This window comes from Caulobacter sp. GW821-FHT09B08, from assembly GCF_059418225.1.
Window position 1 is genome coordinate 599918 of record NZ_JBWKPL010000001.1, and the last position, 17845, is coordinate 617762.

Consider the following 17845-nt stretch of genomic DNA (forward strand, 5'->3'; position numbering starts at 1 on the left):
CATCCGGTTATCGTTGGCCGGATCAGGTGCAAGCCGCGTGCGAAAACTGAATTTCGTGAGCGCTGAGCAGTATAGATGGTTAACTGGAAATCCGTTTACTATGTTCGAGGCGGTTTTGCCGGGCGCCTTTGGCCGTCAGGGCGGAAAGTGCTCGGTGTGGACCTCGCCGGTCCGGCCGAAATAGACGGCCCGGCGACCGGGAAACGAGACCAGGTAGCCGGCGCAGCCCGCCGCCTTTACCTTCGCGCAGAAGCCTTTGTAGGTGTAGCCGGGCGCCAGGGTTTGGGCCTCGCGGATGGCGGCCTGCACGGCGGCCACGTCGAACGCCGCGGCCACCGGCCCCTCGGCCTCGTGGGCCGGCAGCGCCACGCTGTCGCCGCTGGGCAGGTAGTAGGTGGCGGTCTCCCGCCGGAAGTCGACGGCGTAGCTCTCGAAACCGCCGTCGATCAGGGCGCCGACGATCTGGGGGAAGGTCATGGTTCCGTTTTCGGAGGCGGCCAGGCAATCCCCGGCCAGGGCCTTCTGCTGCGCGTTCATGGCGCGGTCCTCTCAGTGATGAAGGGGCGGGCTAGCTGAGCGGGATGGTCTTCAGGCCACGCCGCTCGACGATGGTTCTCATCAGGCGCTCGATCGTCCGGCGCTCTTCGGGCGTGAGATGGTCGAAGAACTCGGCGTCGTTCCGGTCGGCCAGGGCCGCGAGGCGCGGGACCAGGGCGCGGCCGTCCGGACCGAGCGCCAGGCGGTGGGCGCGGCGGTCCTTGGCATCGGCCTCGCGCGTCACCAGGCCCTTGGCCTCCAGCCGGTCAGCCAGCTTGCTGACCGCTCCGCGCGTCAGGCCCAGCTTTTCGGCCAGGCGGCTGGGGAGTTGGGCGGTCTCGCCGTAGAGCTCGCGCAGCAGCGCCCACTCGGCCACCGTCACCCCCTCGCCCTCCAGCTTGCGGGCGAAGGTGTGGGAGACGTGGTTGGAGACGTAGCGCAGCCAATAGCCCAGGTGCGACGTCAGATGGGAAACCGGAACGTCGTCCGTCATGGCCGCCTCATTTGTTGACTAGGAAACTATCGCGAGAAGGTTTCCTAGTCAACAAACTTGGGATCCACCTTTTCATCGTCATCCCGGACAAGCGCTTCACGCTTTCCGGATGACAGCCGTTGGAGGGCCCCTAAGCCGCCTTCGCCTTGTCCCGCAGCGCCAGGCAGTAGCCCAGGGTGACGGCGAAGCCGGTCACCACCGCCGCGACCCCGCCGGCGACCGCGATCTGCATGGGGGCGAAGGCGAACAGTGCGGCATAGACCAGCCCGCTCAGCACCAGCGACCAGCCCGCGACCCGCCGGGCCTTGCCGGCGCAGGCGTTGGGCACGAAGGCCTTGGGCAGGCGGTTGCCCTGCCAGGCGATCATCAGCCCGTTCAGCCCGATGACGATCCGGGTGACCGTCTCGCTGTCGACATAGCCCTGCTTGCGCGCCACGACCCCGGCCAGGGCCACCACCAGAATGGCGCCGGCCCAGGCGAAATTCCCGATCAGTTCGTGCTTGGCTTCCTTGGTCATTGCACACCCTCCTCCTGGGGCTTCGGCGCGTCCGCGCCGAGATCGAACGAATGGACGAAGCCCAGCAGCGCCTCTTCGAGCACCGACAGCTTCAGGTGATAGATGATCGACTTGCCGGCCTTCTCGGCGTGGACGAGGTCGGCCTCCTTCAGAACCGCGAAGTGCGCCGACATGGTCGGCTTGGAGACGTCGAACTGGTCGCTGAGCTCGCCCGCGCTCATCGGCCCCTGGCGCAGCAGAAGCAGCACGCGGCGGCGGGTGGGATCGGAAAGGGCTTTGAAGACCTGGCTCATATTGCGATGATTAGCTAATCGTCTAAATGAGTCAAGCGCCATCTTCCGAGCCAGGAAGCGGGCATGAAAAATCCCGGAGCGGCGGCCGCTCCGGGATCCTTCAACGCGGTGGTGCGCGGCGGCCTCAGGCCGGCGTCAGTTCTTCCCGCCGCACCAGGGCGGCATAGGCGTCCATCAGGTCCAGCGACAGCTTGCCCGGAGTGAACTTGAACTCGCCGATCTCGGCCACCGGGGTGACCTCGGCGGCGGTGCCGACGATGAAGCACTCGGTGAAGCCCGACAGCTCGGCCTTCTCGATGTGGCGCTCGATCACCTGGATCCCGCGTTCCTTGGCGATCGCAATCACCGTCTGGCGGGTGATGCCGTTCAGGATGCAGTCGGGGATCGGGGTGTGCAGCGCGCCGTCCTTGACGAAGAACACGTTGGCCCCGGTCGCCTCGGCGATGTAGCCGCGATAGTCCACCATCATGGCGTCGGCATATCCGTCCTTCTCCGCGGCGTGCTTGGAGATGGTGCAGATCATGTAGAGGCCGGCGGCCTTGGCGGCGGTCGGGATCGTGGTCGGGGCCGGACGGTCGTACTTGGCCCAGGTCAGGCGGATGCCCTTGGCCTTGGTCGCCGGGTCGAAGTAGCTGGGCCAGTCCCACACGGCGATGGCCACGTGGATCTTGGTCTGCTGGGCCGAAACCCCGATCATCTCGCTACCGCGCCAAGCGATGGGCCGCACATAGCAGTCGGTCAGTCCGTTCTTGGCCGCCGTCGCCTTGCACGCTTCGTCGATCTCGGCCACCGTGTAGGGGATCTTGAAATCGAGGATCTCTGCCGATTTGAACAGGCGCTCGGTATGCTCGGTCAGCTTGAAGATCTCGCCGCCATACATCCGCTCGCCCTCGAACACCGACGAGGCGTAGTGAAGGCCGTGGGTCAATACGTGCACCTTCGCGTCCCGCCAGGCGACGAACTGGCCATCCAGCCAGATCCAACCATCGCGATCGTCGAAGGGAACGAGAGACATCGGTCCAAGACCTCCTTATTTGGAACCCGGCTCTTAGACGCTCCGAGCCGGCGAAGGTCAAATAAAATGGACGCAAGCTGATGGCCTCGCCGCTTTCACCCGGTCTTTCTGGCGGCCTCTCGGGAGGCTCGACCGATCCGCGCCTGATCCTGGGCGAGGACCAGCTGGACAGCGGGCTGGAGCTGCTGCTGCTGGCCGAGGCGGCCCTGTGGGCGGCGGTGGACGCGGCGCTCGAGGGCGAGGGTCCGGGCCTGGGCCGCTCGCACTGGCGCGCCGCCTTCCTGCTGCGCCGCCGCCCCGGCATCGGGGTGCAGGACCTCTCCAAACTGACCAGCCTCTCCAAGCAGGCCGCCAGCAAGACCCTGTCGGACCTCCAGCGCCTGAACCTGGCCCAGAAGGCGCCCGGCGACCTGGACGCTCGCCGCCGCCCGGCCGAGTTGACCGCCGAGGGCGTGGCCTTCGAGACCCGGGTGTCCGAGCGCCTGCGCGCCCTGCTGGGCAAGGCCTATCGCACCGGGGGCCTGGACGGGGTGCCCGGGACCCGCCGCATCCTGGCGGCCCTGGCGGGTCCGCGCCAAGGCGTCGGCCTCAACCGGCGGGACGGCCTATGACCCCGGAAGACCGCGCCGAGCGCCACCTGCTGGTGGTCGACGACGACGACCGCATCCGCGCCCTGCTCAAGGAATTCCTCAGCCGCCAGGGCTTCCGGGTCAGCGCCGCCGCCGACGCGGCCCACGCCGACCGCCTGACCACCGCCATGGACTTCGACCTGCTGGTGCTGGACGTGATGATGCCCGGCGAGGACGGCTTTTCCTTCACCAAACGCCTGCGGGCGCGGGGCGGCGAGGCGGGCAAGACGCCGATCCTGATGCTGACCGCCCGCGACCAGACCACCGACCGCATCGAGGGCCTGACCCACGGCGCCGACGACTACCTGGCCAAGCCCTTTGAACCCCGCGAACTGCTGCTGCGCATCGAGTCAATCCTGCGCCGCTCGGCGCCCAAGCCGTCGGGGCCGCGCGCCCTCAGCCTGGGCCATTGCGCCTTCGAGCCCGAGCGCGGCGAACTGACCCGCGACGGCGAGCCCATCCGCCTGACCGAGGCCGAGGTCGCCCTGCTGCGCCGCCTGGCCAAGGCGGCCCACGAACCGGTGGACCGCCTCGAACTGGCGCGCGACACCGTCGACGCCACCGGCCGCGCCGTCGACGTCCAGGTCACCCGCCTGCGCCGCAAGATCGAGCCGGACCCGAAGAACCCGCGCTACCTGCAGACCGTGCGCGGGGTGGGATACAGGCTGGCGCCGGATTGATGTTCCGCCTCCCCACCCGCCTGCACATCCCCCGTCCGATCAAGCGCTGGCTGCCGACCTCGCTGTTCGGCCGCAGCCTGCTGATCATCGTGCTGCCGGTGTCGGTGATGCAGATCGCCGTGACCTGGGCCTTCTTCGACGCCCACTGGGACACCGTGACCAGCCGCCTGTCCGAAGGCCTGGCCGGCGACGTGGCCTGGGCGGTCGAGAGCTACCAGGACGACCACTCGCCCGCCGCGATGGAGAAGCTGACCGAGCGGGCCGAGGAGTCGATGGACCTGTCCATCGCCCTGCAGAAGGGCAAGTCCCTGCCGGCAGGCAAGCGCAACTCGCTGTTCCGGGTGGTGGACCGCTCGCTGAACCACGCCCTGTCCGACCGCCTGGACGCGCCGTTCTGGTTCGACGCCAGCGGCGACCACTATCCGGCCCACGTCGACATCCGGGTGAAGGTCGACGAAGGGGTGCTGCGGATCATCGCCCCGCGCGACCGGGCCTTCGCCACCCAGGGCCACATCTTCATCCTGTGGATCGTGGGGGCCACCCTGCTGCTGACGGCGGTGGCGATCCTGTTCATCCGCAACCAGGTGCGGGCCATCGAGCGCCTGGCCGACGCGGCCGACGCCTTCGGCAAGGGCGTCGACCAGGCCGCCTTCAAGCCGCACGGCGCGCGCGAGGTGCGCCAGGCGGCCCAGGCCTTCCTGGCCATGAAGGCCCGCATCCAGCGCCACATCGAGCAGCGCACGGCCCTCCTGGCCAGCGTCAGCCACGACCTGCGCACGCCGCTGACCCGGCTGAAGCTGGAGCTGGCCCTGGCCGAGCCTGGCCCCCGGAACGAGGCCATGCAGCGCGACCTCTCCGAAATGGAGCACATGATCGACGAGTACCTGGCCTTCGCCCGCGGCGAGGGCGGCGAGGACCCGCGCGAAGTGCTGCTGCGGCCGCTGATCCAGGGCGTGTGCGACGGGGCGATGCGAGCCGGCGCCACGGTGGAGGTCTCCATCGGCGACGACCTGACCGCCGTCGTGCGGCCCAACGCCTTCAAGCGCGCCCTGGCCAACCTGGTCGACAACGCCGCCGCCCACGGCAAGGCCGTGCGGGTCTCGTCCACCGTCGTGCCGGGCGGCGGCATCTGGCTGTTCGTCGACGACGACGGCCCGGGCATCCCCGAGGACCGCTACGAGGAGGCCTTCAAGCCGTTCAACCGCTTGGACGAGTCGCGGAACCAGAACGAAAAGGGCGTGGGCCTGGGCCTGGCCATCGCGCGCGACATGGCGCGCGGGCTGGGCGGGGAGCTGACGCTGCAAAGGTCGCCGATGGGGGGGCTGCGGGCGGTGTTGAGGTTGCCGGGGTAGGCCCAGGACGCCTCGCCACCATTGGGGACACACGCATGCGTGTGTCCCCAGCCTTGCCTCCGGCCTCTATCGCATCGCCGCTTCGATGAACCTCGGACCCGGCTCGCGCATCGCCCGCTCCAGCGCCGCGTCGAACGCCTCGGCCGTCTCGACCCGTTCGGCGGGGACGCCCAGCCCTCCCGCCACCGACACCCAGTCGATCCTCGGATCGCCCAGGTCCAGCAACCGCGAGGCCGCCGGCCCCGGCTCGCCGCCGCCGGTGCGGCCCATCTCGATGCCCAGGATGCGATAGGCGTGGTTGGCGAACACCACCACGGTGACGTCCAGCCGCTCGCGGGCGATCGTCCACAGGCCCTGGACCGTGTACATCGCCGCCCCGTCGCCGTTCAGGCTCAGCACCTTGCGGTCCGGACAGGCCACGGCCGCGCCGATGGCCAGGGGCACGCCCTGGCCGATGGCCCCGCCGGTCAGGGACAGCCAGTCGTGGGCGCGGGCGTTGCGGGTCTGGGTGAAGATCGGCAGGCCGGCGGTCACCGCGTCGTCGGAGATGATCGCGCCCGCCGGCATGTGCCGCGCGACAGCCGCGCCGATGGCCCAGGCGTCCAGCTTGCCGCTCGGGGCGGCGGGCGGGGCGTAGGGCTCCACGGCGCCGGTCGCCGGCGCGCCCAGGGCGTCGGCCAGGGCTTCGAGCGCGGCGACCGCGTCTGCAGCCCGGTCGCTCAGGGTCAGGGTCGCGCAGCCTTCGGGCACCAGCACGCTGGGCCGGTCGGGATAGGCGAAGAAGGCCACCGGCTCGGTGGTGGCGACCAGGGCCATCAGGTCCGCGCCCTCCAGGTCCTTCAGGGCCTGCTCGCCGAAATAGGGCAGCTTGTCGGGCCGGAAGCGGCCTTCGCCCCGCGCCTGGCGGGCGGTGAAGGTGTCGGTCAGCACCCGCACGCCGGTGGCCGCCACCCGCCCAGCGGCGGCCAGGGCCGCCTCGCCGCACGCGCCGCTTCCCAGAAGCAGCACGGGCTTGGCGGCCGCCTTCAGGGCCTGGGCGACGGCGGCGACGGCGGCCGGATCGGGCGCGCGCGGCCGGGGCGGCGCGATCACGGGTCCTGAGGTGTTGGTCTCGTTCCAGGCGCTGTCGGCGGGCAGGATCAGGCAGGCGTTGCCGCCCGGCGCCCCGAAGCTGGCGGCCACCGCCTCGGCGGCCAGGGGACCGACGGCGTCGGCGGTCTCGGCCGACTTGACCCAGATCGAATTGGGCGCGGCGAGCGCCGCGATGTCGGAATTCAGCGGCGCGTCGTACTGGCGGTGATCGGTCGCGTGGTCGCCGATCACGTTGACGATGGGGGTGTAGGCTCTGCGGGCGTTGTGCAGGTTGGCCGCGCCGTTGGCGTAGCCCGGCCCCAGGTGCAGCAGGGTGCAGGCGGGCGTTCCCGTCATCCGCCCCCAGCCGTCGGCCGCCCCGGTCGCCACGCCCTCGAACAGGCACAGCACCGAGCGCATGCGCGGCTCGCGGTCGAGCGCGGCGACGAACTGCATCTCGCTGGTGCCGGGATTGGCGAAGCAGGCGGTGACGCCGTTGTCGGCCAGGGTGGTGATCAGGGCGTCGGCGCCGTTCATGGTCTTCTCCGTACCGTTCGGGGGACCTTCCGACATTTCGCGGCATAGGCCAACGCTGGTCGCGGCTTCCCACCATCCGTCATCCTCGGACTTGTTCCGAGGACCCCTGCTTCAGCCGCGAAGACGGATGATCCGTGAAGCACCGAGGTCGAGACGAACCCCAACCGGCAAACCAGCGGAACGAGGGATCCTCGGAACAAGTCCGAGGATGACGGTTGGGAAGGTTGCGCCAACGGCCCGGCGCATCGCAGTCTGCCCGCTCGAAGCGCCGCCGAAGAGCGCCGGTAAGGGGAAGCGTCGATGTCTCAATCCAAGAGCCTGGCCAAGGCCGTGCTGATCGCCTCGATCGTCGCTGGGGTCAGCTATGTGGCGTCGTGGAGCCTGGGCCTGCCCCAGGCGGCCTCGCTGACCTGGAAGGGACTGGGCGTCGGGCTGCTGGCCGTCTACGCCGCCCTCAACGCCCGCTCGCTGGACGGCTGGCTGCTGGCGGCGGTGATGGCCTTCGGCGCCCTGGGCGACGTGCTGCTGGGCGCGGCCGGGCTGACGGTGGGCGCCATCGGCTTCCTGGCCGGCCACCTGACGGCCATCGTCCTCTACCTGCGCAACCGCCGCCCCGCGCCCAGCCGCAGCCAGCTGGCCCTGGCCGTGATCCTGGTCCCCGCCGTGGTGACCGTCGCCTTCCTGCTGCCCGTCGACCGGGCCGGAGCGCCGGGCGTGGCGGTCTACAGCCTTGGCCTGTCGCTGATGGCGGCCACGGCCTGGCTGAGCCGCTTTCCGCGTTACCGGGTCGGGATCGGGGCGCTGATGTTCGTGGTCTCGGACCTCATCATCTTCGGCCGCAACGGACCGTGGGCGGACAATTTCGCGGCGGGCCTGGCGATATGGGGGCTGTATTATTTCGGGCAGCTGCTGATCTGCCTGGGGGTGGTGAACACCCTTCGAGAGCCGCGCCCCGAGACGGGGACACACACTCACGGCTAGGCCTCGGCAGAATGAGCAGGATCGTGGGGTGAGTGTGTGTCCCCACCTTCACGCGCCGCGCTCTATGTAAACACCATCACCCCGTCGTCCGGCTCTTCGGCGAACAGCCGCTCAAGCTCGACCGGCCGCCGCTCGCGGGCCAGGGCCTGGTTGATGTAGCCCTTGTCGGTCAGCTCGCCGGAGGCCGCGTCGGGGGCGCCGTCCAGGATCAGGGCCCGGGTCACCCGGGCCCCACCCTTGGCCAGGCCGTTCAGACGCTCCAGACCGGCGCGGATCGCCGCCCGCACCGCCTCGGGCTCGCCGATGCGCAGGGCCGCCTTGGGGTCCAGGAACAGCATCAGCCCCACGCCCTCTTGGCCCTCGCCGCAGACCACCGCGTCGGACACGGCCCCGGCGATGGCCGAGATCGCCGCCACACGCAGGGCGCCGGCCGCCACGAAGGTGCCGCTGCTGAGCTTGAAGTTCTCGACCAGCCGCCCGTCGAACACCAGGCCCGCGGCGGGATTGATCGGATCGGCCAGTCGCGCCGCGTCGCCCAGCCGGTAGAAGCCCTCCTCGTCGAAGGCGGCGGCGGAGGCCTCGGGCATGTCCAGATAGCCCGGCGAGACCTGCGGGCCCTTGACCCGGATCTCGTACTTGGCCCCCTCGCCCGCCGCCGGGACCAGCTTCACCGACGTGCCGGGCGTGGGCAGCCCCACCATGCCCGAGCGGGCGTTCAGCCAATGGATGTTGCAGGCGGTCGGACCGGTCTCGGTGGCGCCGTAGCCGGCCGCGAAGGTCACGCGCTGGCCGGTCACCCGCACCGCCACGGCCTGGACGCGGTCGAGGATCGACTGGGCCATGGAGGCGCCACCATATTGCAGCACCCGCACCTTCTCGAAGAATCGGGCCGCCAGGGCCTCGTCGCGTTCCAGTTCGCCGACCAGCAGGCCCCAGCCGGCTGGGACCATGTTGTGATAGGTCGTGGCCACCTCGCGCAGATTGCGCACCGTCTCGTCGAACCTGCCCGCCACCGGCTGGCCGGCGTCGATGTACAGCGTCCCGCCCCGGTGCAGCACCATGTGCAGTATGGCGTTGGCGCCCAGGCTGTGGCTCCAGGGCGCGCAATTGACCAGCACCGGCGGGTCGGGATCGGCGTAGCAGGCGGCGATCTGGGCGGCGTTGAGGGCGATATTGGCGTGGGTGCAGATCACCGCCTTGGGCTTGCCCGTCGAGCCGGAGGTCAGCAGCAGCTTGGCCGTGTCGCCCGGACGGCACATCGTGACCGAGTGCTCGCTGGACGGCTCCAGGGTGTCGAACGGCTGGTCGCCCGGGCGGGGGTTGCGGCTGGCGATCACCGGCAGGCCCGCCAGGAACGGGGCGGCCAGAGCCTCGGCGAAGTCGTCGGCGTCGTCGACATAGACCATGGCCGGCTTGATCCGCTCGACCGCGAAGGCCAGGCGCCCGGAATCCGCGCCCTTCAGCCCGTACTGCGGCGAGACCGGCGCGATGGGCGCGCCCAGCATCATGGCGGCATAGGAAATCAGGGCGTGGTCGATCCCGTTGCGGGCCAGGATCAGCAGGGGCTTGCCGCGCTCCAGGCCCAGACTCAGGAGACCGCCCGCCAGGCGCATCACCTGCTCGCAGGCCTTCGCGTAGGTCACGGTCCGCCAGCCCTCTTCGCCGGGCTTGCGCTCGGCCAGCCAGACCCGGTGCGGGGCCTGGGACGACCACCGCAGCAGGGGCGCGACCGTGGTCTGGACGGTGCTGGAAAAAGGGGTTGGATTGCGCAGGATCAGAACGTCGCCGCGTCGCTCGACCTCCAGCGCCCGGGGCGCGTAGCGGGCGTCTCGAAACGGCGCGTGGGTCTCTGACGTCCCATCCATGAGTCGAAGTGTTAACCGGACTTGGGCGGGGCGCAATCCACCCTGTTTTCAGGACCCTAGCGCGCCGCCGCCAACCCGCGCCGCCGCTCCAGCCACAGGCGCTCGGCCGGAGCCGGGTCCAGCTCCAGAGCGCGGTCGTAGGCCGCGACCGCCTCGCCGCCGCGCCCCAGCCGGGCCAGGAGATCGGCGCGCACGGCGTGGAAGGGGCCGAAGTCGCGGAAGCCCGTCCCGTCCAGGGCGTCGACCTGCGCCAGGGCTTCGGCGGGCCCCAAGACCTCGGCCACCGCCACGGCGCGGTTCAGTCGCACCACGCCGTCGTCGCGCCAGGTCAGCAGGGCGTCGTAGAGGGCCAGTACGGTCGGCCAAGGCGGCGGCTCGGCCAGGCTGGCGCGCGAGCACCAGGCCGCGTGGATGGCCGCCTGCAGCTGGCGCGGCCCCGGCCGGCCCAGGCGCGCGGCGGCGTGCAGCAGCCGCTCGGCCTGGTCGATCAGCGGCCGCCGCCACAGGGCCGGATCCTGGTCGGACAGCGGCGTCATCGCCCCGCTCTCGTCCAGCCGCGCCGGCCGGCGGGCCTCGGCGTAGCGGACCAGGGCGGCGAAGGCCAGGCACTCGGGCTCGCGCGGCAGCAGCTCGGCCAGGACGGCGGTCAGGTCCAGCATCTCGCGGGCGTAGCCGGCGTGCTGGCCGGCCCCGGCGGCGTCCTCGTGGGCCTTGGCGTAGGCGATCTCCAGGGTCGACAGCACCGCCCCCAGCCGCTCGGGCCAGGCCTCGGGACCGGGCACCTCGAAGGCCACCCCCGCCTCGGCGATCTTGCGCTTGGCCCGCACGATCCGCTGGGCCAGGGTCGGCTCGGGCACGAGGAAGGCGCGGGCGATCTCGGGCGTCGAGAGACCGCAGACCAGGCGCAGGGTCAGGGCCGCCCGGGCGTCGGGCGCCACGGCCGGATGGCAGCAGACGAAGATCAGCCGCAGCCGCTCGTCGGGGATCAGGCGGTCGTCGCGGGTCAACAGCTCCTCCGCGCTGGGCGGCGGCTCGGGCGGGTCGGGCGGCAGGCGCCGGCGGGTGGCCCGTCGCCGGACCATGTCCAGCGCCGCCCGCCGCGCCACGGCGTAAAGCCAGGCGGCCGGATCGCGGGGGACGCTGTCCTCCCGCCACACCGCCGCCGCCCGCGCGCAGGCCTCGGCGAAGGCGTCCTCGGCCAGGTCCAGGTCGCGGAACTGGGCGGCCAGGGCGGCGATCACCCGCCCCCCGGCCTCCCGCGCCGCCCGGTCGAGAGACGCCCCCGCCATCGGCACCTAGCCCTCGTCGATCACGGGGCGGACCTCGACGGAGCCATCGCCCGCCATCGGCAGCTTGCGCGCCCAGGCCAGGGCGGCGTCCAGGTCGGGAACCTCGATGATGTAGAAGCCGCCCAGCTGCTCCTTGGCCTCGGCGAAGGGACCGTCGTGCAGGCCGTTCTGGCCCCGCGTCCGGCGCACGGTGGTGGCGGTGTCGGCCGTCTTCAGCCCCGCCCCGCCGCGCAGCAGGCCCTTCTCGGCCAACTCGCCGGCGAAGGCCTGGTGGGCCTGGATGATCGCCTCCCAGGCCCGGCCGCTGTCGTCGCGGTACTGGCTTTCGTCCTCGTAGATCAGCAGGGCGTATTGCATGGCTTGGATCCTTCTCGACGGCCGGTCCGGCGGAAGCGCCACCCGGTCTCGGATCAGAGACGCGGCAGCCTCGCCGGACTCGACATCCTGGGGCAAGTTTTTCAACAGCCCCGAAGAAGGCCTCAGTCGTAGCTCTGCATGATCGGCCGGATCTCGATCTTGCCGCCCTCGATCTGCGGAATCCTGGCCGCCCAGGCCTCGGCCGCGGCCATGTCGGGCGCCTCGACCAGGTAGTAGCCGCCCAGCTGTTCCTTGGTCTCGGCGAACGACCCGTCGTGGACCACACGCCCGTCGGCGGCTTGGACCTGGGTGCGGGCGCTCGCCGTCGGCTCCAACCGCCCCGACGACCAGGCCACGCCCTGGCTCCGAAGCTCGGCCTGCAAGGCTTGGTGGCCGGCCAGAATCTCCGGCGTCCGGGCCTGGACCTCGGGGCGGGCGAAGCTGGCCTCGGGGGTGTAGATCAGCAGCAGGTACTTCATCGGATCCTCCATCGGCGCGACATCGCGCCCTCGTCCAGAGACGCGCGAGGGTGGGGGATTTCGACAGGGCCTTCGCAGAAAAGTCGAGGCGGCTAACACTTGCCCCCTACGGACCGCTTCGCGGTCGTCTTCCCCCGTAGGGGGAAGAAGCGCGGCGCGTGCGTCCTCCGCCCCCTACGGGGGCGGACAGACCGCGAAGCGGTCAGGTGGGGGCAAGGGGGTGAGCCTACCCCGCCAGCGTCTCCAGGAACCGCACCGGCGCGCCCGTGCCTTCGGCCACGATCTCGTCGTCGCGCATCACCACCGTGCCGCGCACGATGGTGGCCACCGGCCAGGCCTTGGCTTCGAAGCCGTCGAAGGGGGTCCAGCCCGAGCGGGTGGCCATCCAGTCGTGGGTGATGGTCCGCTTGGCCTTCATGTCGACGATGGTGAAGTCGGCGTCGAAGCCCTCGGCGATGCGGCCCTTGTCGGCCAGGCCGAAGATGCGGTTGACGCCGTGGCTGGTCAGATCGACGAAGCGCTCCAGGCTCAGGCGGCCGTCGACCACGTGGGTCAGCATGATGGGAACGAGCGTCTGCACCCCCGGCATGCCCGAGGGCGAGGCCGGATAGGGTCGGGCCTTCTCCTCGCGGGTGTGGGGGGCGTGGTCGCTGCCCAGCACGTCGGCGATGCCGCTCTCGATGGCGTGCCAGACCCCGGCCACGTGCTCGGCCGAGCGGATCGGCGGGTTCATCTGAGCGAAGCCCTTCAGGCGCTCATAGGCTTCCGGCGCGACCAGGGTGGCGTGCTGGGGCGTGACCTCGACGCTGGCGACGTCCTTGTGCTTGGCCAGGAAGTCGATCTCCTGGTGGGTGGTGACGTGCAGCACGTGGATGCGCTTGCCCAGCGACTTGGCGATGCGGACCAGGCGCTCGGTCGACTGCATGGCCGCCTGGGCGTCGCGAACCTCCGGGTGGCTGGTCCAGTCGCCGGGGCGGGCCAGGCTGCGACGCTCGGCCAGGCGGTACTCGTCCTCGGAGTGGAAGGCCGCGCGGCGGTTCACATGGCGCAGCACGTTCTCGACGCCCGCGTCGTCCTGGACCAGCAGGGTGCCGGTCGAGGCGCCCATGAACACCTTGATGCCGCAGCAGCCGGGCAGGCGCTCCAGCTCGCCCAGGAAGGTCGCGTTCTCGTGGGTGCCGCCCACATAGAAGGCGTGGTCGGTGTGCATGCGGCCCTTGGCGCGGGCCAGCTTGTCGGCCAGGGCGTCCGGGTCGGTGGTGGTGGGCTCGGTATTGGGCATCTCGAAGACGGCGACCACGCCGCCCAGGGCCGCGCCGCGCGAACCACTTTCCAGGTCTTCCTTCCACTCCAGACCCGGCTCGCGGAAGTGGACCTGGCTGTCGATGACGCCCGGCAGGACGGTCAGGCCGGTGGCGTCGAACACCTCGCCGGCGCTGGCCTGGCCGAGGTCGCCGATGGCGACGATCTTGCCGCCCCGCACGCCGATGTCGGCAAAGCCGCGCCCCGCGTGATTGACCACCTCGCCGCCGCGCACGATCAGGTCGAAGGTCTGGGTCATGGGGCGCTCCTGGGCGGGCTTTTCGCGAGGGTTTCCGGCGGTCTAGGAGCCCGCTCCCGCCGCCGCAAGGCAAATCGACATTGACCGCCGCGCGCGGCGGGCGCACCTCCCACCCGTCCCTTCCAGCGTCGCGAGGCTCCCATGGACTTTTCCCGTCTCCAGGCCACCAGCAAGGTCACGAGCCAGTGGAAGTATCCGCAGGGCGAGCCTAACCGCACCGGCATGCTGCGGGTCGACAGCGGCCCCGACCACACCCTCTACTGGGAGGAATACGGCAATCCCGACGGCGAGCCGGTGATGTTCCTGCACGGCGGGCCGGGCGGGGCCTGCGCGCCGGTGATGTCGCGGTTCTTCGATCCCAAGCGCTACCGCACGATCCTGTTCGACCAGCGCGGCTGCGGCAAGAGCACGCCGACCGTGGCCAGCCACGGCCCCGCCGTGGCCCTGGTGCGCAACGACACCGACCATCTGGTGGCCGACATCAACACCTTGCGCGACGCCCTCGGGATCACCGGCAAGATGCACGTGTTCGGCGGCAGCTGGGGCAGCACCCTGGCCCTGGTCTACGCCATCCGCCATCCCGAGTTCGTGGCCTCGCTGGTGCTGCGCGGCATCTTCCTGGGGACGCGCGAGGACCTGCTCTACATGTACCAGGGCAATGCGGCGGTGTTCGACCAGACGCCCTACGCCCTGAGCGAACCGGGCGCCTATGTCACCTATCCCGACGAGTGGAAGGGCTTCGTCGAGGAGATCCCGCCCGAGCGGCGCGGCGACATGATGGGCGCCTACAAGGCGATCTTCGACGGCAAGCCCGCCGATGAGGCCGGCAAGCAGGCCCAACTTCGGGCGGCCGTGGCGTGGTCGGTCTGGGAAGGCGCGATCTCGAACATGATCCCCGAGAGCGGCGATCCAGGGAAGTTCGGCGAGGCCGACTTCGCCCTGTGCTTCGCCCAGATCGAGGCCCACTTCTTCGCCAACGACCTGTTCCTGAAGCCGGACGAGATCACCCGGGAGGTCGGGCGGATCAAGGACATCCCGGTCCACATCGTCCACGGCCGCTTCGACCAGGTCTGCCCCCTGACCCAGGCCTCGCGCCTGGTCGCGGCCCTGGACGGCGTGGGCGTGAAGCCGGCGACCTATGTGCGCACCAACGCCGGCCACAGCGCCATGGAGGCCGAGACGGTGGTGGCGCTGACGGCGATCATGGACGGGTTGGGGCGGATCTAGGGCGGGCTCACAGACCCACCCCACACCCGTCATCCTCGGACTTGTTCCGAGGATCCCTGTTTCAACCGCGAAGAAGGATGATCCGTGAAGCGGCGAGGTCGCGACCTCACCTTCACCGGCAAACCAGCCGACAGAGGGATCCTCGGAACAAGTCCGAGGATGACGGGTGTGGGGTAGGCTAGGAGCGGTCCGCCTCGACGGCGTCCTCGGAGGCTTCGGTCTCGACCACCTCCGGCGCCGCCACATCCTCCACCACCGCCTGGAGCTCCGGCGTCATCGCCGCGTCCTCGACCGTGGGTTCGGGCGCGGCTTCCTCGACCGCCGCCTCGGGCTCGGAGACCGCGACCGCCCCCGCCTTCACCTCGGCCAGCAGGGCCTTGGCGGCCTTGACTACGGTAGCCACCGGCAGGTCGCTCATGTGGCGGATGGCCTGGGAAAGGTCGGGGTCGACGGCCAGGAACTGCTCGAAGCTGCGCGGGCCGCGCACGGCCTTGGCGGTCGCGCCCCAAGGACCGTAGCGGCGCTCGTCGGACGGACCGAACAGGCCCAGCGTGGGAATGCCGGCGGCGGCGGCGATGTGCATCAGGCCGCTGTCGTTGCCGATGAAGAGGTCGGCGCGCTTCAGCGCCGCATAGGCGGTCAGCAGGTCCACCTTGCCGGTCAGGTCGATATAGCGCCCCCGGGCCGAGGCCATGCGCAGTTCCTCGACCATGCGCTCGTCGCCCGGGCCGCCCAGGATCATCAGCCGCCCGCCCGCCAGCGGACCGCCGGGGCCCAGCAGCTGCTGTGCGGTCTGGGCGAAGCGCTCGATCGGCCAGACCTTGCCCACCCAGTTGGAGGCCGGGCCCACGGCCAGGATCGGCCCCATCGGCTCGCCGGCGCGCGGGGCCAGCAATTGATCGGCCAGCGCCTGGACCTCGGGCGTGATGTAGAGATGCGGCGAGGGCGGATCGCCCTCCAGCTTTAGCACGCGGGCGGCGTCGATCACCTTGTGCAGCGGCTCGCCGCCGATCTGCTTCTTCCAGATCGCCCGCTTCTCGCGGCGCAGGAAGAGGGCCGTGCCCGAGCCGCGCAGGTCGACCACCAGGCCCCACTTCTTGTGGCGCACCTGGTTCCACAGCTTGAACCAGTGGCCCTTGCCCTTGCCCTTCTCCATGACGATCACCCGGTCGAGACCCGGGACGTGGGCGAACAGGGGCGCGGCCAAAGGCCCGGAGACGATGGTGAAGCGGGCGTTGGGGATCTGGTCGGCCAGGAATTTGATCAGGCCGGACGACAGCACGGCGTCGCCGATACGCGTGGCGGTGATGAAGAGAATCGGGAAGGCCCGCTGTGTCATCGGAGCATGTATAGGGCCAGCGGCGAGTCGGCGCATCCCTCGTTAACGGCTCAGCTTTTCATTCGTTAAGGACTGGCGCGGGTGCGTCTTGCGCGCCACATGTGAGCGCATGACTCAGAGCCAGATCGCCCGCCTCGACAGCCGCGCCGTCATCGCCGTGACCGGCCCCGACGCCAAGAGCTTCCTCAACGGCCTGCTGACCCAGGAGGTCGAGACCCTGGCGCCCGGCGAGCTGCGCTTTTCGGGCCTGCTGACGCCGCAGGGCCGACTGCTCTATGACCTGTTCGTGGCGGGCGGCGAGGACGGCGTCCTGCTGGACGTGGCGGCCGAGCATCGCGACGCCATCGTCATGCGCCTGACCATGTACAAGCTGCGGGCCAAGGTGGAGATCGCGGCGAGCGACCTTGCGGTGTTCGCCGCCTGGCCCGCCGCCGAGGGCCATGTCGATCCCCGCCTGCCCGCCCTGGGTTCGCGCCTCTACGCCGCCGACCAGGCGACCACCGCCACGGAAGACGACTACGAGGCCCACCGCCTGGCCCTGGGCGCGCCCGGCCCCGCCGACTGGGGCACGGACAAGACCTATCCCATCGAGGCCGACTTCGACCTACTGGCCGGGATCGACTTCAAGAAGGGCTGCTTCGTCGGCCAGGAGACCACCAGCCGCATGAAGCGGCGCGGCACGATCAAGAACCGCATGCTGCCGCTGGTCTTCGACGGCCCCGCCCCGGCCTTCGGCGCCGAGGTGCTGGCGGGCGAGCTTCGGGCCGGCGAGGTGCTGTCGGGCCGCGACGGCCGGGCCATGGCCCTGCTGCGCCTGGACCGCATCGAAGGCGCCGAGCTGACCGTCGACGGTCGCCCCGTGCGGGTGGACCGGCCCGACTGGCTGCCCGCCGCGCCGCCAGCTTGACCGGATGTCACCTCAAGGTTACAAGTAACCCATAGGTGACATTCAGGACCGCTCCGATGACCTCCAACGCCTCGCCCGGCCAGATCGCCGAACGCGCCCAGCGCCGCCGCAACCGCATGCTGTGGGTCCCCGTCCTGTTCTTCATCTGGCAGGGGGCCTATTTCAGCGGCTACGCCACGCCGCACGCGCCGCTGCGCAACGTCGAGATCGTCTCGCTGGGCGCGCACCTGTTCCTGGGCCTGGTGCTGCTGGTCCTGCTGGCCACCGGCGGGGCCTGGCGCTACGGCAAGGCGGTGCGCGCCGTGCTCGACGACGAGACCACCCGCGCCCATCGAGCCCAGGCCTATGCCTGGGGCTTCTGGGCCCTGACCCTGTGCATCGTGGGCCTCTACGCCAGCGCCCCCTTCGTGCGTCTGGAACTGGGCGAAATCGCCCACATCCTGCTGTCGGTCGCCGTGGCGGTCCCGGCCCTGCGGTTCCTGTTCCTGGAGCGCCGCGCCGATCGTGAGTGAAGTCCCGCTGCTGAATACCCTCAAGGCCGCGCGGACGGCGGCCGGACTGACCCAGGCCGACCTCGCCGAGAAGGTCGGCGTCACCCGAAAGACGATCAACACGGTGGAGAACGGGGTCTTCGTCCCCTCTACCGTGCTGGCGCTGAAACTGGCCCGGGCGCTGGACACCACGGTCGAGGCGCTGTTCCAGCTGCCGGACTGATG

Annotated in this window: 20 protein-coding genes; 8 read left to right on the forward strand and 12 right to left on the reverse strand. The window is 70.6% G+C overall.

The genetic code is table 11. The annotated features are described in order from the left end of the window. Positions 1–135: 135 nt before the first annotated feature. The 5 genes from AC07OA_RS02820 to AC07OA_RS02840 form a co-directional block, all read right to left on the reverse strand. Positions 136–537, reverse strand: a complete 402-nt coding sequence (locus AC07OA_RS02820) for a DUF1398 domain-containing protein (protein WP_494662239.1) — start codon at positions 535–537, stop codon at positions 136–138. 31 nt (positions 538–568) lie between these two features. Beyond that, positions 569–1030 carry a MarR family winged helix-turn-helix transcriptional regulator gene (locus tag AC07OA_RS02825; RefSeq protein WP_494662240.1) on the reverse strand — a complete coding sequence of 154 codons (462 nt, stop codon included), beginning with the start codon at positions 1028–1030 and terminating at the stop codon, positions 569–571. A gap of 130 nt (positions 1031–1160) precedes the next feature. Next, positions 1161–1547, reverse strand: a complete 387-nt coding sequence (locus tag AC07OA_RS02830) for an ammonium transporter (protein ID WP_494662241.1) — start codon at positions 1545–1547, stop codon at positions 1161–1163. Next, positions 1544–1840: an autorepressor SdpR family transcription factor gene (locus AC07OA_RS02835; RefSeq protein ID WP_494662242.1), complete on the reverse strand. Its 297-nt coding sequence runs from the start codon at positions 1838–1840 to the stop codon at positions 1544–1546. The genes AC07OA_RS02830 and AC07OA_RS02835 overlap by 4 nt, the downstream gene beginning before the upstream one ends. A 124-nt stretch (positions 1841–1964) precedes the next feature. Then, positions 1965–2855 (reverse strand): branched-chain amino acid aminotransferase, encoded by an 891-nt coding sequence (locus AC07OA_RS02840; RefSeq protein WP_494662243.1) that lies wholly within the window; start codon positions 2853–2855, stop codon positions 1965–1967. Between the two features lie 80 nt (positions 2856–2935). Between AC07OA_RS02840 and AC07OA_RS02845 the strand changes: the two genes are divergently transcribed. The 3 genes from AC07OA_RS02845 to AC07OA_RS02855 are packed head-to-tail and all read left to right on the forward strand — an operon-like array spanning position 2936 to position 5516. Beyond that, positions 2936–3466, forward strand: coding sequence for a MarR family winged helix-turn-helix transcriptional regulator (locus tag AC07OA_RS02845; RefSeq protein ID WP_494662244.1), 531 nt, complete (start codon positions 2936–2938; stop codon positions 3464–3466). Next, complete coding sequence (locus AC07OA_RS02850) at positions 3463–4164, forward strand: response regulator (RefSeq protein ID WP_494662245.1); 702 nt, start codon at positions 3463–3465, stop codon at positions 4162–4164. Before AC07OA_RS02845 ends, AC07OA_RS02850 begins: the two co-directional genes overlap by 4 nt. After that, positions 4164–5516 carry an ATP-binding protein gene (locus tag AC07OA_RS02855; RefSeq protein WP_494662246.1) on the forward strand — a complete coding sequence of 451 codons (1353 nt, stop codon included), beginning with the start codon at positions 4164–4166 and terminating at the stop codon, positions 5514–5516. Before AC07OA_RS02850 ends, AC07OA_RS02855 begins: the two co-directional genes overlap by 1 nt. 66 nt (positions 5517–5582) lie before the next feature. Here the strand turns inward: AC07OA_RS02855 and AC07OA_RS02860 are convergent, their stop codons facing one another. Then, entirely contained in the window at positions 5583–7124 is a 1542-nt protein-coding gene (locus AC07OA_RS02860) for an acetolactate synthase large subunit (RefSeq protein WP_494662247.1), read from the reverse strand. Between the two features lie 300 nt (positions 7125–7424). Here AC07OA_RS02860 and AC07OA_RS02865 point away from each other — a divergent pair, with 300 nt between their 5' ends. Continuing rightward, on the forward strand, positions 7425–8105 hold the full coding sequence (locus AC07OA_RS02865) for a lysoplasmalogenase (protein WP_494662248.1): 681 nt from the start codon (positions 7425–7427) through the stop codon (positions 8103–8105). Positions 8106–8167: 62 nt separating this feature from the next. Here AC07OA_RS02865 and AC07OA_RS02870 read toward each other — a convergent pair whose 3' ends face one another. The 5 genes from AC07OA_RS02870 to AC07OA_RS02890 form a co-directional block, all read right to left on the reverse strand. Beyond that, complete coding sequence (locus AC07OA_RS02870) at positions 8168–9970, reverse strand: feruloyl-CoA synthase (protein ID WP_494662249.1); 1803 nt, start codon at positions 9968–9970, stop codon at positions 8168–8170. 56 nt (positions 9971–10026) lie between these two features. After that, the gene (locus AC07OA_RS02875; protein ID WP_494662250.1) at positions 10027–11259 is read right to left on the reverse strand and encodes an RNA polymerase sigma factor; all 1233 of its coding nucleotides are present in this window, start codon (positions 11257–11259) and stop codon (positions 10027–10029) included. A 6-nt stretch (positions 11260–11265) separates the two neighbouring features. Then, on the reverse strand, positions 11266–11616 hold the full coding sequence (locus AC07OA_RS02880; protein WP_494662251.1) for a YciI family protein: 351 nt from the start codon (positions 11614–11616) through the stop codon (positions 11266–11268). A 122-nt stretch (positions 11617–11738) separates the two neighbouring features. Continuing rightward, entirely contained in the window at positions 11739–12095 is a 357-nt protein-coding gene (locus AC07OA_RS02885) for a YciI family protein (RefSeq protein WP_494662252.1), read from the reverse strand. A gap of 226 nt (positions 12096–12321) precedes the next feature. Next, positions 12322–13656 (reverse strand): dihydroorotase, encoded by a 1335-nt coding sequence (locus tag AC07OA_RS02890; protein WP_494662253.1) that lies wholly within the window; start codon positions 13654–13656, stop codon positions 12322–12324. A 141-nt stretch (positions 13657–13797) separates the two neighbouring features. On the opposite strand from AC07OA_RS02890, the gene pip reads away from it, so the two are divergent. Beyond that, positions 13798–14883 (forward strand): prolyl aminopeptidase, encoded by a 1086-nt coding sequence (gene pip, locus AC07OA_RS02895; RefSeq protein WP_494662254.1) that lies wholly within the window; start codon positions 13798–13800, stop codon positions 14881–14883. 178 nt (positions 14884–15061) lie between these two features. On the opposite strand, the gene AC07OA_RS02900 is transcribed toward pip, so the two are convergent. Continuing rightward, a complete protein-coding gene (locus tag AC07OA_RS02900) occupies positions 15062–16222 on the reverse strand; it encodes a glycosyltransferase family 9 protein (RefSeq protein WP_494662255.1) in 1161 nt (386 codons plus the stop codon). A 109-nt stretch (positions 16223–16331) separates the two neighbouring features. Between AC07OA_RS02900 and ygfZ the strand changes: the two genes are divergently transcribed. Genes ygfZ through AC07OA_RS02915 form a run of 3 tightly spaced genes read left to right on the forward strand, consistent with a single transcriptional unit; the run spans position 16332 to position 17843 of the window. Next, positions 16332–17129, forward strand: coding sequence for a CAF17-like 4Fe-4S cluster assembly/insertion protein YgfZ (gene ygfZ, locus AC07OA_RS02905; protein ID WP_494662256.1), 798 nt, complete (start codon positions 16332–16334; stop codon positions 17127–17129). 56 nt (positions 17130–17185) lie between these two features. Further along, on the forward strand, positions 17186–17641 hold the full coding sequence (locus AC07OA_RS02910; protein ID WP_494662257.1) for a hypothetical protein: 456 nt from the start codon (positions 17186–17188) through the stop codon (positions 17639–17641). Continuing rightward, on the forward strand, positions 17634–17843 hold the full coding sequence (locus AC07OA_RS02915; protein WP_494662258.1) for a helix-turn-helix transcriptional regulator: 210 nt from the start codon (positions 17634–17636) through the stop codon (positions 17841–17843). Before AC07OA_RS02910 ends, AC07OA_RS02915 begins: the two co-directional genes overlap by 8 nt. Positions 17844–17845: the final 2 nt, after the last annotated feature.

What these genes read in the sequence shown, in the direction of transcription:
- AC07OA_RS02820 (WP_494662239.1), bottom strand. Translation starts at nt 537, where the DNA reads ATGAACGCGCAGCAGAAGGCCCTGGCCGGGGATTGCCTGGCCGCCTCC.
- AC07OA_RS02825 (WP_494662240.1), bottom strand. Translation starts at nt 1,030, where the DNA reads ATGACGGACGACGTTCCGGTTTCCCATCTGACGTCGCACCTGGGCTAT.
- AC07OA_RS02830 (WP_494662241.1), bottom strand. Translation starts at nt 1,547, where the DNA reads ATGACCAAGGAAGCCAAGCACGAACTGATCGGGAATTTCGCCTGGGCC.
- AC07OA_RS02835 (WP_494662242.1), bottom strand. Translation starts at nt 1,840, where the DNA reads ATGAGCCAGGTCTTCAAAGCCCTTTCCGATCCCACCCGCCGCCGCGTG.
- AC07OA_RS02840 (WP_494662243.1), bottom strand. Translation starts at nt 2,855, where the DNA reads ATGTCTCTCGTTCCCTTCGACGATCGCGATGGTTGGATCTGGCTGGAT.
- AC07OA_RS02845 (WP_494662244.1), top strand. Translation starts at nt 2,936, where the DNA reads ATGGCCTCGCCGCTTTCACCCGGTCTTTCTGGCGGCCTCTCGGGAGGC.
- AC07OA_RS02850 (WP_494662245.1), top strand. Translation starts at nt 3,463, where the DNA reads ATGACCCCGGAAGACCGCGCCGAGCGCCACCTGCTGGTGGTCGACGAC.
- AC07OA_RS02855 (WP_494662246.1), top strand. Translation starts at nt 4,164, where the DNA reads ATGTTCCGCCTCCCCACCCGCCTGCACATCCCCCGTCCGATCAAGCGC.
- AC07OA_RS02860 (WP_494662247.1), bottom strand. Translation starts at nt 7,124, where the DNA reads ATGAACGGCGCCGACGCCCTGATCACCACCCTGGCCGACAACGGCGTC.
- AC07OA_RS02865 (WP_494662248.1), top strand. Translation starts at nt 7,425, where the DNA reads ATGTCTCAATCCAAGAGCCTGGCCAAGGCCGTGCTGATCGCCTCGATC.
- AC07OA_RS02870 (WP_494662249.1), bottom strand. Translation starts at nt 9,970, where the DNA reads ATGGATGGGACGTCAGAGACCCACGCGCCGTTTCGAGACGCCCGCTAC.
- AC07OA_RS02875 (WP_494662250.1), bottom strand. Translation starts at nt 11,259, where the DNA reads ATGGCGGGGGCGTCTCTCGACCGGGCGGCGCGGGAGGCCGGGGGGCGG.
- AC07OA_RS02880 (WP_494662251.1), bottom strand. Translation starts at nt 11,616, where the DNA reads ATGCAATACGCCCTGCTGATCTACGAGGACGAAAGCCAGTACCGCGAC.
- AC07OA_RS02885 (WP_494662252.1), bottom strand. Translation starts at nt 12,095, where the DNA reads ATGAAGTACCTGCTGCTGATCTACACCCCCGAGGCCAGCTTCGCCCGC.
- AC07OA_RS02890 (WP_494662253.1), bottom strand. Translation starts at nt 13,656, where the DNA reads ATGACCCAGACCTTCGACCTGATCGTGCGCGGCGGCGAGGTGGTCAAT.
- pip (WP_494662254.1), top strand. Translation starts at nt 13,798, where the DNA reads ATGGACTTTTCCCGTCTCCAGGCCACCAGCAAGGTCACGAGCCAGTGG.
- AC07OA_RS02900 (WP_494662255.1), bottom strand. Translation starts at nt 16,222, where the DNA reads ATGACACAGCGGGCCTTCCCGATTCTCTTCATCACCGCCACGCGTATC.
- ygfZ (WP_494662256.1), top strand. Translation starts at nt 16,332, where the DNA reads ATGACTCAGAGCCAGATCGCCCGCCTCGACAGCCGCGCCGTCATCGCC.
- AC07OA_RS02910 (WP_494662257.1), top strand. Translation starts at nt 17,186, where the DNA reads ATGACCTCCAACGCCTCGCCCGGCCAGATCGCCGAACGCGCCCAGCGC.